The sequence below is a fragment of the Methylocaldum sp. GT1BB genome (genome assembly GCF_051027545.1).
Classification (GTDB): domain Bacteria; phylum Pseudomonadota; class Gammaproteobacteria; order Methylococcales; family Methylococcaceae; genus Methylocaldum.
In genome coordinates this window covers 2,998,984-3,012,253 of the sequence record NZ_CP194902.1, presented here as the reverse complement: position 1 = coordinate 3,012,253, position 13,270 = coordinate 2,998,984, and the positions used below count along the sequence as shown (strand labels likewise).

Below are 13,270 nucleotides of genomic sequence, written 5' to 3'. Positions count from 1 at the left end.
AAACCATCAATTCGAACTTAGCGAGAAGAATCGTAGGTCACCAGGCGAGCATAGGGCAACAGACCTGGAGCGCCTGCCAAATAAGCCGTTTCGTAATGCGTAACCAGATAATCCTGGAACTGGGGATCAAGCGCTGAACGAACCTCATCGGGATCGACCAACTCGGTTTGCGCCAACACCTCCGGACCAGGCACCGGAGAATAATCCTTTACGGACTTCCCGACCAAAACCGCAACCACCGCCAAAGAGGCCGCTAATGCGGCCGTTACCGCTTTTTCACGATAGCGGTGTTTCTCCGGTCTTGGCGCAAGAATCGCCGGTTCGTTCGCTATAGTAGCCCGAACCTGATCCACGAAGCGATCATCGACGGGCAGGACCTTTCCCGACCGCATCACCTCGCTGACCAGACGGTAACGATGCCATTGCCTTCGAAGCGTGGCGTCGCTCTCTATACGAGCCATCAATGCCAGCGAATCGCTCTCACTCAATTCTCCGTCTAACAGTAATGACAGCTTTTGTCTCAGATCATCATCCGACATGGACTTGCCCCCTAACCGAGTAAAACTTTTAATTTCTTATCGATGGCTTCGCGCGCACGAAAAATGCGTGAACGCACGGTCCCCACCGGACAATTCATTACCTGAGCGATTTCGTCGTAGCTTAAGCCATCGAACTCTCGCAAGCTTATCGCCGTACGAAGTTCTTCGGGCAGCTCGTCTAGCGCAAATTGGATTACCCGAGCGAGTTCCTCACTTAACACTACTCCCTCAGGGGTTTCTTGATCCTTTAGACGTACGGCGGACTCGAATTGTTCCGCCTCCTCGATTTCGATCTCGTCCTCCGAAGGGCGGCGTGCGCGCATCGCAATGTGATTCTTTGCCGTATTGATCGCGATCCGGTACAGCCATGTGTAAAAAGCGCTCTCGCCGCGAAAGCTCGGCAACGCCCGATAGGCCTTTATGAAGGACTCCTGAGCGACGTCCAGGGCCTCGTGCGGGTCCTTGATATAGCGGTTGATCAGCTGCGCGATTTTGTACTGGTATTTTCGAACGAGAATGTCGAATGCCGTTTTATCGCCTCGCTGTACCCTCCGGACTAATTCCTCATCGAGTTGCTCGCCCATTGCGGGAAACCTTTTTCCCTATTTAACGGCGCACACGCACGACCAAAAGATCTGGGCTCTTATTTGAATACGGCGAGCGAATGAAAAACACGGCTTATTTGAGAGCTTCATTAAGAGTGAGATACGTGGCTTGACAGAAAACACTGTCAAAGACTGCTGCACAATTGCATTAGCTTGATTCTACAGGAAGAATTATCGTAGTTTCGCAAGCGCCATTCAATGCGTATTTCGCCGTATCCGCCACGACCCACACTTTTGACGACTCATCAGCACCGAATCGAGATTCTACTTTAGGCTGCCACTCCCATGGCTAATTCAACGCCACCTGTTTTAGACATGATACTTTTACAGTAGGATGGCGGAACCACCACGACACACTCACTTCATGCCATCCTCAGTTCACGACGTTTTGATCATCGGCAGCGGCGCAGCCGGTTTAAGCTTGGCGCTACGCATCGCCGATCACGCGCGTGTCGCCGTCCTGTCCAAAACCGCCTTGACCGAAACCAACACGCTTTACGCCCAGGGCGGCATATCCGCCGTGCTGGATGCCGACGACACGATCGAGTCTCACATACAGGACACACTGAACGCGGGCGCCGGGCTTTGCGATCCGGATATCGTGCGGCTCGTCGTTTCGCAAGGCAAAGAATGCATCGACTGGCTGCTGGAACGAGGTGTTCCGTTCACTGCAGCGGACGCGGAAAACGGCGGCCACCACCTTCATCTTACCCGGGAAGGCGGACATACCCATCGCCGCGTTGTCCATGCAGCCGATGCCACGGGACGGGCTGTCGAAATCTCGCTGGCGCAACATGTCCGCAACCATCCTAATATCGATTTATTCGAATACCATAACGCGATCGATCTGATAACCGAGAAAAAGGTCGGCCGTGACGGGAACCGCGTGCTGGGCGCCTATGTGCTCGATACCCACGACAATAAAGTAAAAACGCTCCGGGCCCGAGTCGTCGTTTTGGCGACCGGTGGCGCCAGCAAAGTTTATCTATATACCAGCAACCCCGACATCGCCACCGGGGATGGCATTGCCATGGCCTGGCGCGCCGGCGCATGCATCGCCAATATGGAATTCATTCAATTCCATCCGACCTGCCTTTACCACCCACATGCCCGCTCGTTCCTGATTTCGGAAGCGGTTCGCGGAGAAGGCGGAAAACTGGTGCTGCCGGACGGCTCGCCCTTTATGCACCGATTCGATTCCAGAGAGGAACTGGCTCCCCGCGATATCGTCGCGCGCGCCATCGATCACGAAATGAAGCGCCTGGGCGTCGACTGCGTTTACCTGGACATCAGCCACAAACCCTCCGATTTCATCAAAAGCCATTTCCCGACCATTTACGCGCGGTGCCTAGAGCTCAATATCGATATTACATCGCAAGCGATACCGGTCGTCCCGGCCGCTCATTACACCTGCGGAGGCGTGCAAACCGACCGCCACGCGCGCACCGACGTGCCCGGCCTTTACGCCGTCGGAGAAACAGCCTGTACCGGTCTCCACGGAGCCAACCGCATGGCCAGCAATTCCTTGCTCGAATGTCTGGCCTTCGCCAAGCTGGCGGCAGAGGATATTATCAGGGCCCTGCCCGAGATCCCTCCGCCTCCGGACTTGCCCGAATGGGACGAATCCCAGGTCACGGACTCCGACGAGGAAGTCGTCGTCGCCCATAACTGGGACGAAATCCGACGTTTTATGTGGGATTACGTAGGCATCGTCAGAACCAACAAGCGCCTGCAGAGGGCGTTGCGCCGTGTCGAGCTGTTAAAGCAGGAAATCGCCGAATATTACGGCAATTTCAGGGTCACCAGCGATTTATTGGAGTTGCGCAATCTGGTCATCGTAGCCGAACTGATCATCCGCTCGGCCTTAGTGCGCAAAGAGAGCCGAGGACTCCATTTTACGCTGGACTATCCGCGCACGAACGATGATGAGCCTCCACGAAACACGGTGATCTGTCCCTGATCATCGATCAGCGGCTCGTAACGGCATCCTCCGATCAATCTTCAAGCAACGCCTTAGTGGTGCGTTGCCGCCCGGCGGCACGTGCTGACCGGCACGCGCCTGCCGCCCCAGTCTCCGGGGCTTTCTTCGAACACGCCGGCGCAAGGCGTGTTGCATGCATTGCAAGCGCCTTGCGGCGTCAAATTCCATTCCGACAGTTCATACCAGTCGCGGCCAATGAGCAACTGGCCGCAGTGATGGCAATAAGTGCTGTCAGCCGCTTTATCGTGAACGTTTCCGACATAAACGTATCTAAGACCGTTTTTCATGGCGATGCGCCGGGCCCGAACCAAAGTGTCCCTCGGAGTAGAACGCTTATCCATCATCTTCCAGTCGGGATGAAAGGCCGAAAAATGGAGAGGCACGTCCGGTCCCAACTTGTCGGCTACCCATTGAGTCAATGCCTCCAACTCATGATCCGAGTCATTCTCGCCGGGAATCAGCAAGGTCGTTATTTCCAGCCACACGGACGTTTCGTGCTTGATGTATTGCAGCGTTTCCAATACCGGTTGCAAATGGCCGCCGCAGATCTTGCGGTAAAACTCGTCGGTGAACGCCTTCAAATCGATATTGGCCGCGTCCATCACGCTGTAAAACTCGGCGCGCGGCTCGGCGCACATATAACCGGCCGATACCGCGACCGATTTGACGCCATGCTTTCGGCATTCCTTGGCAACGTCCACGGCGTATTCATGAAAGACAACGGGATCGTTGTAGGTGTAAGCGACGCTGCGACAACCCAGATCTTTTGCCGCCAGCGCAATGGCTTCGGGGGAAGCCTGATCCATCAGTGAATCCATCTCGCGAGACTTGCTGATATCCCAGTTCTGGCAAAACTTGCACGCGAGATTGCATCCGGCCGTGCCGAACGAAAAGACCGGCGTACCGGGAAGAAAATGATTCAGCGGTTTTTTCTCTATAGGGTCGATGCAGAAGCCGCTAGAGCGCCCGTAGGACAACAATACGATCTTGCCGTCCACATTGCCGCGAACGAAACACAACCCCCGCTGTCCTTCATGCAACTTGCAAAACCGGGGACACATCGTGCATTCCACACGACCGTCCTCCAGCGTACGCCAGTAGCGCGTAGGAAAACCCTGCGCCGTTTCGATGGTCCGATTCATGATCTACACCCCATTCGTCAAATAAAATCGCATTTGTAAAATATGACCCATCGGGCGCCTGTCGACGTTTTGCCGACGGCCGGCGTCGATCCCACAGAGGACTTTGCAATGAAGAACATACGCCAACCTGCCGTCGCGGGGCTTTTCTACCCGGATGACGAACATCGGCTTCGCGCTATGGTTCGGGATTTTCTGCTGGATGCAAACACAGCCGGGCCGCTGCCGAAGGCCATTATCGCACCTCACGCCGGGTACATTTATTCGGGCCCCATAGCCGCCAGCGCCTATGCCCTGATCAAACAAGGCAGGGATGTCATTCGTCGCGTTGTCTTAATCGGCCCTTCTCATAGAATCGGCTTTCACGGCATCGCCGTCAGTCATGCGGACAGCTTCGCCACTCCCCTGGGCAACATCCCTATAGACTGCGCCGCCATCGAAAAGATTCTCGATTTACCATTCGTCAAAAGGCTCGATGAGGCACACTTGCTCGAGCATAGCCTTGAAGTTCATATGCCTTTTCTGCAGGCGGTCTTGAACCAGTTCGAACTGGTTCCTTTGGTCGTGGGCATTGCCGCACCTTCCGACGTCAGCGCGGTACTCGAGCGGCTTTGGGACGATTCGGGGACTATGACCGTGATCAGCTCGGATTTAAGCCATTACCATGACTATGCCACGGCCAAGCGAATAGATCAGGCCACATCCGTCGCCATCGAAAGGCTTCGGCCGGAGGATATCGGTCATGAATCGGCTTGTGGACGGATAGCCGTCAACGGCTTACTCTACTTCGCCCGCGAGAAGGGTCTAACAGCCCGAACGCTGGACTTACGCAGTTCCGGCGATACGGCTGGCCCGAAAGATCGAGTAGTCGGCTATGGGAGCTATGTCTTTGCGTAACACAAACGGTTTCTTGAACTCAACGCACCGCCGGTTTCTGCTCGCGCTTGCGAAACGATCAATCGAGTACGGCTCGGTCCACGGACGACCGATTCCCGTCGAACAGCAAACGCTAGCACCTGAGCTCATCACCATGAGAGCTACGTTCGTGACGCTCGAAATACTAGGCAAACTCTGCGGATGCATCGGCACGCTTGAAGCCATTCGCTCTTTAGCCGAAGACATCGCTCATAACGCTTACGCCGCCGCATTTAGGGATCCTCGGTTCCCGCCGGTCAGACAGTGGGACATCGAGCGGCTTGATATCCATCTATCGTTGCTGACGCCGGCGGAGCCGGTGTCGTTCACGTCTGAGGACGATTTGCTACAACAATTGGCGGCGGGCGAGGATGGCTTGATCTTGGAAGAAGGGCTCAGGCGCGGAACTTTTCTGCCCTCGGTTTGGGAATCACTGCCGAATCCTCGGGCATTCTTGCAGCATCTGAAATTGAAAGCCGGTCTCCCCAAGGATTACTGGTCCGACTCGATCAGGATCTATCGTTATCGCACGGAAGCAATCGATGGGGATTCGACATAGCTCTTCATCCCGCTTGAAATGGAAGCTTATCGAACACTTCCATGTGATACGGGCAAGCCATGGGCTCGGCAAGTGAAATTGCGGGTTATCTCTCGGGGTTGAAGAGTTTTCGCCACTCACCGGACTGCAAAAACTAATATCCTTCTTTTTCAATAAGATATCTTTGCACAGCCGACTCGTACACCTCGGTCGAAATTTTAGGCCCGTACACCACGGTCTGGCAGTGTTCTTCGACGATGATGCTCAGCAATCGAAAGGCATTCCGCGGCGTCAACTGGCGTACGATGAATTGAGCTTTGCTTTCTCCCTCTTCCTCGAACAGATCCGCCAGTTTGATCGGCGCACTTCCCGGTTTCCGGGAAACGTTCATGCGCTTCTCGATCAGCCGGATCATATTGTCGGCCGACCAATTGATCGACGAAATGGTCTTGATTCGATCGCTCCGATAATACTTCTTGAGATCGTGCAATTCGTACGGCAGGAACAGAATGATGCCAAGATGATCGATCTGGAACAGCTGATCGTCGAGAATAGGCGTTACCAGCTCGCGCATCTTTTCCGGATCGCCCTTGATGCTGGTGGGCTCGTCCACGCGATCGACCAACAGATAAACGCCGGACAGCCCGAAGTATTGGACTAGATCCATGTAGCTCTTGAGCAGCGTGAACCGGTTCTCCGTCATCCTCGGAATACCGTGGAACTCGAACAGACCAGGTCCGATTTCCTGGATGATCTTGAACATGTTCTCCACCGAAACCGGAACGCCGCGGATATTCCGATAAATCTCTCCGGCCAAAAGCTTTGCCTGCTTATTGGAGAAAAAGCTGTTCCGCTTCTTGTAACCGGCAATACTGATCAGTTTCCGAAGCGCGGAGATCTTGTTCGACAGATCATTGGGGGAGAAATAAAGTGCCGTAAGCAATATGAATTTTTCCGCGAACTCCCGGTTGTCCTTGAGCATGTCTTCCTTCTGAGCCTCGGTAATATTGCGGTACAGCTCCTCTATTCCCAATTTGAGAAGGTAATCCAGATGATCGTCGAGGGTGATCTTGCTCTCGCGGATGAGTACCTCTTCCTTTCTTCTCCGAAATAGCTTCGCCAAACCCGGTTTCCTCGGAGAATACTCGGCCGGAAGCTTCCTCACCTTGGTGACTTCGCTGAGCAGTTCGTTGAATTCTACGTATCTGACTACCAGCACCTTGTCCTGATACTGTCTCAGATAGCGCTCGGTGTCGATCCGCATGGAGGATTTTCCGGCTCCTCGGATCGCAAAAATGACGTACGGACTGGGCTTGTCCAGGTTCAGCAACGCCGACCGCAACGACGTGTTCTCTATCATGGCCGCCTGCAGATAAGGATCGCGGTCTGCGTCGAAGATTACGAAGGGATGATGTTCAAACTGCCATACATGCAGCCATTCTTTAATTTCCATCAGGCTCTCGATGAGATCTTATTCGTCGGACTCTGTCGGATAGTTCGCTACCGCCCCGATGCAAATCCCGAAATTAGGAAGGCTCAGATGATCCCGGGATAACCGCACCCTGTGGCTGCCGAACTATAGCACAGTTCGCGTCGATTCCAGCCGCCTCATGTTCTCGGACCGGGTGTTTTACGCTCCACGCCTGACACGCCGAGGGCCAGCCGGATTAGGACGCTGCAAAAATTCAAGACGTTTTCCGTTGGAGCGCCCACACCACCAGTGCTTGAACGGTACGTGAAACGCAGCTACCCTTGCGCAAATCCAGACTAGCCGTCAATAAAACATGAGTGACGTAACAGAGAATTCGAACTCGGACATAGAAAAGTCCGGTACCGATCCCCAACCCGAGCCCAGCTGGAAACCGTTGCTCTGGTTCGGAATCGGCCTGGTCGCCGTGATTGCCTCCGCAGAACTGATCTTCGAATTGATCCTCGACATCCTGGAACTGCTTGGGGACGCTATTTTCATTCTCGTGGAAGGCGGCGAGGAAATCCTCATCGAAGACAAGTTGGAGGACTGGTTCGACCTTTCGCCACGCCACGCAGAACTGATTACCGCCTGGACGATAACTCCACTCAAGATCCTGCTCGCCATCGTCACTGTGAGATGGCTCTGGCGATATAGCCGAACCAGGCTGATTCCAGCTTTGATGCGTTGGATTAAAAAACAGCTAAAAATCTTGCGCCTGTCTTGGTCGGCTCTTTGGTGGCCTTGGAAAGGCGTGGTCTTGAGCATGCTGATAGGCAGTCTGTTTGTCTTGATTTAGAGCGGTGCGTGGAAAACCGATATACCGTCAAACCGAGCCTCCAGGCCGAATTACAAACATAAAGACCAGAAACGCTTCTCCGCGGGAACAGCAACGCTCGTTCGCTTGAACGACGGAACAGTCAAAACCGAGTAGGGTAAATACAATGATAAAACCTGTCGCGATTGCGTCCCTCGCGTACCTACTACCCGCCACAGTCTTTGCTTTCGGAGTGAGTCACCACGGCGGAATCATTCTCGATTGCACGCCACCGATTTTCTTTGACGAATCGCCCGCCAAGGAGACCAGCGTCCCGGCACTCCAAAAGTTCTCTTTCGTCGCCTCGGAAAATACCGACCGTGACACCATCAAAGTCTGGGTCAATAACGAGCCCGTCGCCGTCGCGATTTCCGAACAGCGTAGCGGGAGACTAGCGGTCGAAGGCGTGCTCTCTCAACCGATCACGGACGGGCGGGCCTGGATCAAAGTTACTGGATACAGCAACGATGGCTGCGATCAACTGCACGTGTGGAACGTGTACTCGGGCAGTCACCCATGAAGCGATTTACATGCATAGCACAGGAGCCGAAGCCAGTCCCCGAGACGTCTGTCTTCGCACGATAACGTCGGCACTGCCTTGCTGAACGGGCAAGATTCATTCGCTATGTCCTCGTATCGCAAGGACACCATAAATTGTATCCCTTCGCTCACCTTCGCCGATCGCATGCGATAAAATCAATACCGCATCGATTTCGCACTTCCGTTAACACGACTTCCTGGATAAGGTACGATTACGCAAGAAACCGAAGGATCGAGGCACGCAAAGTGCATTTCCGAATTTTGGGCTTACCTGGAAGCATTTTTTAAATAGCGAACGATTCAGAGATTTGTCATGTCCGACAATTTACAGCCGATTACAGTTCTGGCTAACCGAAGCGAGCTTGGAGTACAAGAGCCGTCCGCTTTTTTCCTCGGCGACCGACGCATCGAAGTCGTGGAGGTCATCGACCGGTGGCTCGCGTCGGAATATGGATATTTCAAGCTGCTTACCACGGACGGCATTTATATTCTCCGCCACGACAGCGATCAGGACCGCTGGGCACTGACTCTTTACAAACAGTCCGAATTTTTACCGGTTTTAGATGTCGGCAAAAAACCGAGAATTCACTGACGTTTTCTTTGACGGGCACGCAACTTCGCGCTCGGCTTTGCTGTCCCTCGATCAATTTTCGACGCTTGCCATAAACCGACAAAATGGTCCTACCTCACCCGTCAAATTTCCGACAGGCAGTAGCATCGAACGCTTGAATTTCGGGTGCCGAGGACACTGGCATAAATCTCGCTTTAGAAGAGACCTAAGCCATCAGACACCCTTTCGGCGAGAAGAGAAACTGCGCGATGAAAAATAATAAAGCGGAAAATTTAGCCGCGCTGTCGAGCCAAAAGATCGAGAAAAAAACCGCTCTGGGTGATGGATCCTACTACGAAATGGTCTTAGCTCTTCAGACCACGCTGGACATAGAGCAGCTTCTCGGTTTGTTCAGCACGCACTTGAAGACTATCGTTCCCCATTCCGGCTTGCGCTTTTGCAACGAAAAGCTCGGCATCGAACTTTCGCTGGGCAAGAAAGGACGGCACGTCTGCGCTTACAATCTCGAACTCGAGAACGAGCCGCTCGGCGAATGGCGGATGAGCCGAGACCGGCGCTTCAGTGAACCGGAGTTGGCCCGAGTGGAAGCGCTACTCTGCCGCCTACTCTATCCCTTGCGAAACGGGCTCAAGTATCGCGAAGCCTTGTGTTATGCCCACACGGACCAGTTGACTCAAACCGGGAATCGACCGGCACTGCTCAGTAGTCTGCAGCGGGAACTTGAGCTCGCGCGCCGCTACGGCACCCCCCTTTCGATCATTCTTCTCGACGTCGATCACTTCAAATCGATCAACGACAGTTTCGGGCATGACACAGGCGATGCCGTGTTGCGGTCGGTAGCGCGATCTATCAAGGATTCCGTGCGCGGGAGCGATATCCTGTTCCGTTATGGCGGTGAAGAATTCGTCATTCTGCTTTCCAACACGTCCAAGGACGGCGCGGTAAATCTTGCTGAACGCATTCGTAACACGGTCGAAGGAACATTCTGCGGAGTACGCGATTCGGGCGTCCGCGTTACGCTGAGCTTGGGGGTAGCAACGCTGATTTCCGGAGAAACTCATTTGGACTTGCTGCGCCGCGCCGATCAGGCCATGTATCTGGCAAAACGCGGCGGACGCAATCGGGTTGCGGCTGCAATCGATACGTAACCAAAAGGCCGACGGTTTTAAGAAATCTTGGTTTTTCGGCGGCGGACAGCTTTGTCGCTCGCGTGCCGGCGCGCAGGGCGCCGATCCGAAGGCGTTTTTCCGATATCCAGTCCAACCGAACGCATCAATTCGGCGACTTCTTCAGCGGGGAGTTCGTAAGACGCTCCCGCTTTCAATCGGGACGGTAGGGCAATCCCGCCAAACCGCGTCCGCATCAATCGGCTTACCGTAATTCCCTGCGATTCCCAAAGCCTCCGAACGATACGGTTGCGCCCCTCCTTCAAGGTGACGCGAAACCATCGGTTGGCGCCCTCACCGCCCGCCGGTTCTATCGTCTCGAATCGAGCCGGTCCATCTTCCAGCGCAATACCGTTCGACAGCCGAGTCAACATTTCGTCGTTGACGGGGCCAAGAACCCGGACCGCGTACTCCCGCTCCATTTCCCGCGACGGGTGCATGAGACGATTGGCCAGTTCACCATTATTGGTGACCAACAACAGACCTTGGGTATTGATATCGAGACGTCCGACGGCAATCCAGCGCCCGGTCGCCGGTTTGGGCAACCGGGTAAAAATTACCGGACGCCCCTCCGGATCACGCCGGCTGACCACCTCTCCGATCGGCTTGTGATAGATGAGCACACGGGTTGGCGCTTCGGACCTTTTGGCGACATCGACCGGTCGGCCGTTGACGGTGACATGGTCGCCGGTTCTGTAACGATCCCCCAGCTCGGCCGGCTTGCCGTTTATCGATATCCGACCGGCCCTGATCCATTCCTCGATTTCCCGGCGCGAGCCCAGCCCGATCTGAGCGAGAACTTTCTGAATCCGCTCGCCGGCGTCATCCGGTGATGGACGTACATCCGCCGGCGTCTTGGTCTTATTCGATCGATTCGGTATTCGCATTTTCGGTCACTGGCTGGTCTTGCGGCGCCGCTTGCAGCGCCAAGTCGTCTATGAGCTCCTGGAGCGGCGGTAGTTCGCCAAGGCTCTTCAGATTGAAATAGTCCAGGAATTGCTTGGTCGTGGCGAGCAGGGCCGGGCGCCCCGGGACCTCTTTGTGCCCTACCACCTGTACCCATCCCCGTTCCTGAAGCGTTCGCACGATACCCGAACTGACGGCTACGCCGCGAATATCCTCGATTTCACCGCGCGTAACCGGCTGACGGTAAGCAATGATGGCGAGAGTTTCCAAGAAGGCGCGTGAATAACGCCCTGGCCTTTCCTCGAACAGCCGCGAGACCCAGGGGGAAAACGCCTCCCGCACTTGGAGACGGTACCCGCTGGCCACCTGCTTCAATTCGACGGCCCGGCCGCGGCAATCTTCGGCCAACTCCGCCAAAGCGGATTGTATTTCTGCGGGTTCTGGCCGCTCGTTGTCGGCAAACAGATTTTCGAGTTCGGCGAAGGACAACGGTCTGCCGGCAGCTAACAGCGCCGCCTCGATGATCGTCTTCAGTTCCACGTCAATCGACACCGGAAGCCATCAGTGGCCTAACTTGCAATTCGCCCAACGGTTCTTCCTGAATGATCTCGATCAAGCGCTCCTTGCTGAGTTCGAGGATGGCGAGCAACGAAACGACCGCGCCGTGCCGGCCTTCCTTCCGTTCGAACAAGCTGGGAAACGGGATTAATAATTGGGTCCGCAATCGCGCCAGTATACTCGACATGCGCTCGCGCACCGACAATGGCTCGCGCTGGATGTGATGATGCGTCGATCGCTCGGCGCGCCGCAGCACGTCTTGGAAAGCTAAGAGAACTTCTTTCAATTCCACTTCGGGATAAATCTTTTTGACCGTGATGGCACCGGTATCCGCCGACGTTTCGAAAACGTCGCGCTCGCATCGCGGCAAGGCGTCGAGCTCCTGGGCGGCGTGTTTGTAGCGTTCGTACTCCTGGAGGCGGCGCACCAGTTCGGCGCGAGGATCCTCCTCGCCCTGTTCCGGCCCTGTCGGACGCGGCAGCAGCATGCGCGACTTGATCTCGGCGAGAATCGCCGCCATCAGCAGGTATTCGGCGGCAAGCTCGATCCGGAGTTCGCTCATCATCTCGATGTAGGTGATGTACTGGCGCGTGATATCGGCAATGGGGATGTCCACTATGGACAGGTTCTGCCGGCGGATCAAATAAAGCAGAAGATCGAGCGGACCTTCGAACGTTTCCAGGAATACTTCCAGCGCGTCGGGTGGGATGTAGAGGTCTTCCGGCAACTCGGTGAACGGCGCGCCGTTGACGAAAGCCAATGGTGCAGCGGTGACCGCTCCCTCGCTTACAGCTTGCGAATCGACCTGCCGTGCATCTCGGTCCGAATTCGATTCGGTCGCAACGGTCTTTTCACAATCGGCCAGATCAGTCATCTACAGACCGGCAAAACCGAAAAGCAACCTCTGCATAGCATAGATCGGAAAGCCCAGAATCATGGACAGCCCTCCGGTGGCGATCAGCGCCAGCAGAATGAAGAAACCGTAGGGTTCGATCTGACTGAATTTGATGGCCAGCCTGGGCGGCAAGAAACTTGCGGCGATCCGCCCGCCGTCGAGCGGCGGAATCGGAAGCAAGTTCAGAAGCATCAGCACGATGTTGATGACGATGCCGGCGACGCCCATGAGACCCAAGGGTACCGACACGTAATCAAAATCCACGGCGCTGGCCAAACGGGCGACTAGCGCCCAGGCTATCGCCATCAAGAAATTAGCAGCGGGTCCAGCAACGGCGACCAGCGCCATATCCCGCTTCGGGTGACGCAGTTTGCCGAAATCCACCGGGACGGGCCTGGCCCAGCCGAAGATAAAACCGCCCAGCGCCAACAGCACTCCAGGCACCAGCAAGGTGCCCACGGGATCAATGTGGTGTAGCGGGTTCAAAGATAAACGGCCGAGCCGGGCCGCCGTGTTGTCGCCCAGCATTTTGGCGACCCAGCCATGGGCCACTTCATGCAGGGTAATGGCGAACAGGACCGGGAGGATCCAGATGGCGAAACGTTGAGCGAAGGTAAGTTCTTCCATTGGTG

The 13,270-nt window shown here is 55.3% G+C and carries 14 protein-coding genes and 1 pseudogene; 7 read left to right on the top strand and 8 right to left on the bottom strand.

From position 1 onward, the window contains the following. Positions 1–17: 17 nt before the first annotated feature. Complete coding sequence (locus ACR2TX_RS14925; protein WP_077729223.1) at positions 18–539, bottom strand: sigma-E factor negative regulatory protein; 522 nt, start codon at positions 537–539, stop codon at positions 18–20. Between the two features lie 11 nt (positions 540–550). Beyond that, entirely contained in the window at positions 551–1,123 is a 573-nt protein-coding gene (gene rpoE, locus ACR2TX_RS14920; protein WP_077729224.1) for an RNA polymerase sigma factor RpoE, read from the bottom strand. A gap of 385 nt (positions 1,124–1,508) precedes the next feature. Between rpoE and nadB the strand changes: the two genes are divergently transcribed. Further along, on the top strand, positions 1,509–3,104 hold the full coding sequence (gene nadB, locus ACR2TX_RS14915; protein WP_077729225.1) for an L-aspartate oxidase: 1,596 nt from the start codon (positions 1,509–1,511) through the stop codon (positions 3,102–3,104). Between the two features lie 53 nt (positions 3,105–3,157). On the opposite strand, the gene amrS is transcribed toward nadB, so the two are convergent. Then, positions 3,158–4,267 (bottom strand): AmmeMemoRadiSam system radical SAM enzyme, encoded by a 1,110-nt coding sequence (amrS, locus tag ACR2TX_RS14910; protein ID WP_077729226.1) that lies wholly within the window; start codon positions 4,265–4,267, stop codon positions 3,158–3,160. A gap of 108 nt (positions 4,268–4,375) precedes the next feature. On the opposite strand from amrS, the gene amrB reads away from it, so the two are divergent. Both amrB and amrA read left to right on the top strand, forming a co-directional pair. Then, complete coding sequence (amrB, locus tag ACR2TX_RS14905; protein WP_077729269.1) at positions 4,376–5,161, top strand: AmmeMemoRadiSam system protein B; 786 nt, start codon at positions 4,376–4,378, stop codon at positions 5,159–5,161. Continuing rightward, complete coding sequence (gene amrA, locus ACR2TX_RS14900; protein ID WP_434112163.1) at positions 5,139–5,738, top strand: AmmeMemoRadiSam system protein A; 600 nt, start codon at positions 5,139–5,141, stop codon at positions 5,736–5,738. The genes amrB and amrA overlap by 23 nt, the downstream gene beginning before the upstream one ends. Positions 5,739–5,871: 133 nt before the next feature. On the opposite strand, the gene ACR2TX_RS14895 is transcribed toward amrA, so the two are convergent. After that, positions 5,872–7,170, bottom strand: coding sequence for a hypothetical protein (locus ACR2TX_RS14895; protein ID WP_077729228.1), 1,299 nt, complete (start codon positions 7,168–7,170; stop codon positions 5,872–5,874). 331 nt (positions 7,171–7,501) lie between these two features. On the opposite strand from ACR2TX_RS14895, the gene ACR2TX_RS14890 reads away from it, so the two are divergent. The 4 genes from ACR2TX_RS14890 (at position 7,502) to ACR2TX_RS14875 (ending at position 10,261) form a co-directional block, all read left to right on the top strand. Beyond that, complete coding sequence (locus ACR2TX_RS14890; RefSeq protein WP_434129951.1) at positions 7,502–7,984, top strand: hypothetical protein; 483 nt, start codon at positions 7,502–7,504, stop codon at positions 7,982–7,984. Between the two features lie 145 nt (positions 7,985–8,129). Next, positions 8,130–8,522 (top strand): hypothetical protein, encoded by a 393-nt coding sequence (locus tag ACR2TX_RS14885; RefSeq protein WP_077729230.1) that lies wholly within the window; start codon positions 8,130–8,132, stop codon positions 8,520–8,522. Between the two features lie 333 nt (positions 8,523–8,855). Then, complete coding sequence (locus ACR2TX_RS14880; RefSeq protein ID WP_077729231.1) at positions 8,856–9,134, top strand: hypothetical protein; 279 nt, start codon at positions 8,856–8,858, stop codon at positions 9,132–9,134. Positions 9,135–9,361: 227 nt separating this feature from the next. Then, positions 9,362–10,261 (top strand): GGDEF domain-containing protein, encoded by a 900-nt coding sequence (locus ACR2TX_RS14875; protein ID WP_086135424.1) that lies wholly within the window; start codon positions 9,362–9,364, stop codon positions 10,259–10,261. 17 nt (positions 10,262–10,278) lie between these two features. Here the strand turns inward: ACR2TX_RS14875 and rluB are convergent, their stop codons facing one another. From rluB to ACR2TX_RS14855, 4 genes and pseudogenes are all read right to left on the bottom strand, one after another. Then, positions 10,279–11,166 (bottom strand): 23S rRNA pseudouridine(2605) synthase RluB, encoded by an 888-nt coding sequence (rluB, locus tag ACR2TX_RS14870; protein WP_434129948.1) that lies wholly within the window; start codon positions 11,164–11,166, stop codon positions 10,279–10,281. After that, positions 11,147–11,737 (bottom strand): annotated as a pseudogene (scpB, locus tag ACR2TX_RS14865) (SMC-Scp complex subunit ScpB); the annotation flags it as partial. The pseudogene scpB and the gene rluB, both read right to left, overlap by 20 nt. Then, positions 11,727–12,617, bottom strand: coding sequence for a segregation and condensation protein A (locus ACR2TX_RS14860; protein WP_086135422.1), 891 nt, complete (start codon positions 12,615–12,617; stop codon positions 11,727–11,729). The pseudogene scpB and the gene ACR2TX_RS14860, both read right to left, overlap by 11 nt. Beyond that, positions 12,618–13,265: a site-2 protease family protein gene (locus tag ACR2TX_RS14855; RefSeq protein ID WP_133716841.1), complete on the bottom strand. Its 648-nt coding sequence runs from the start codon at positions 13,263–13,265 to the stop codon at positions 12,618–12,620. Positions 13,266–13,270 lie beyond the last annotated feature (5 nt).

Excerpts from the sequence above, each read along its gene's own strand:
- ACR2TX_RS14925 (WP_077729223.1), bottom strand. The coding sequence starts at position 539 with ATGTCGGATGATGATCTGAGACAAAAGCTGTCATTACTGTTAGACGGA.
- rpoE (WP_077729224.1), bottom strand. The coding sequence starts at position 1,123 with ATGGGCGAGCAACTCGATGAGGAATTAGTCCGGAGGGTACAGCGAGGC.
- nadB (WP_077729225.1), top strand. The coding sequence starts at position 1,509 with ATGCCATCCTCAGTTCACGACGTTTTGATCATCGGCAGCGGCGCAGCC.
- amrS (WP_077729226.1), bottom strand. The coding sequence starts at position 4,267 with ATGAATCGGACCATCGAAACGGCGCAGGGTTTTCCTACGCGCTACTGG.
- amrB (WP_077729269.1), top strand. The coding sequence starts at position 4,376 with ATGAAGAACATACGCCAACCTGCCGTCGCGGGGCTTTTCTACCCGGAT.
- amrA (WP_434112163.1), top strand. The coding sequence starts at position 5,139 with ATGGGAGCTATGTCTTTGCGTAACACAAACGGTTTCTTGAACTCAACG.
- ACR2TX_RS14895 (WP_077729228.1), bottom strand. The coding sequence starts at position 7,170 with ATGGAAATTAAAGAATGGCTGCATGTATGGCAGTTTGAACATCATCCC.
- ACR2TX_RS14890 (WP_434129951.1), top strand. The coding sequence starts at position 7,502 with ATGAGTGACGTAACAGAGAATTCGAACTCGGACATAGAAAAGTCCGGT.
- ACR2TX_RS14885 (WP_077729230.1), top strand. The coding sequence starts at position 8,130 with ATGATAAAACCTGTCGCGATTGCGTCCCTCGCGTACCTACTACCCGCC.
- ACR2TX_RS14880 (WP_077729231.1), top strand. The coding sequence starts at position 8,856 with ATGTCCGACAATTTACAGCCGATTACAGTTCTGGCTAACCGAAGCGAG.
- ACR2TX_RS14875 (WP_086135424.1), top strand. The coding sequence starts at position 9,362 with ATGAAAAATAATAAAGCGGAAAATTTAGCCGCGCTGTCGAGCCAAAAG.
- rluB (WP_434129948.1), bottom strand. The coding sequence starts at position 11,166 with ATGCGAATACCGAATCGATCGAATAAGACCAAGACGCCGGCGGATGTA.
- ACR2TX_RS14860 (WP_086135422.1), bottom strand. The coding sequence starts at position 12,617 with ATGACTGATCTGGCCGATTGTGAAAAGACCGTTGCGACCGAATCGAAT.
- ACR2TX_RS14855 (WP_133716841.1), bottom strand. The coding sequence starts at position 13,265 with ATGGAAGAACTTACCTTCGCTCAACGTTTCGCCATCTGGATCCTCCCG.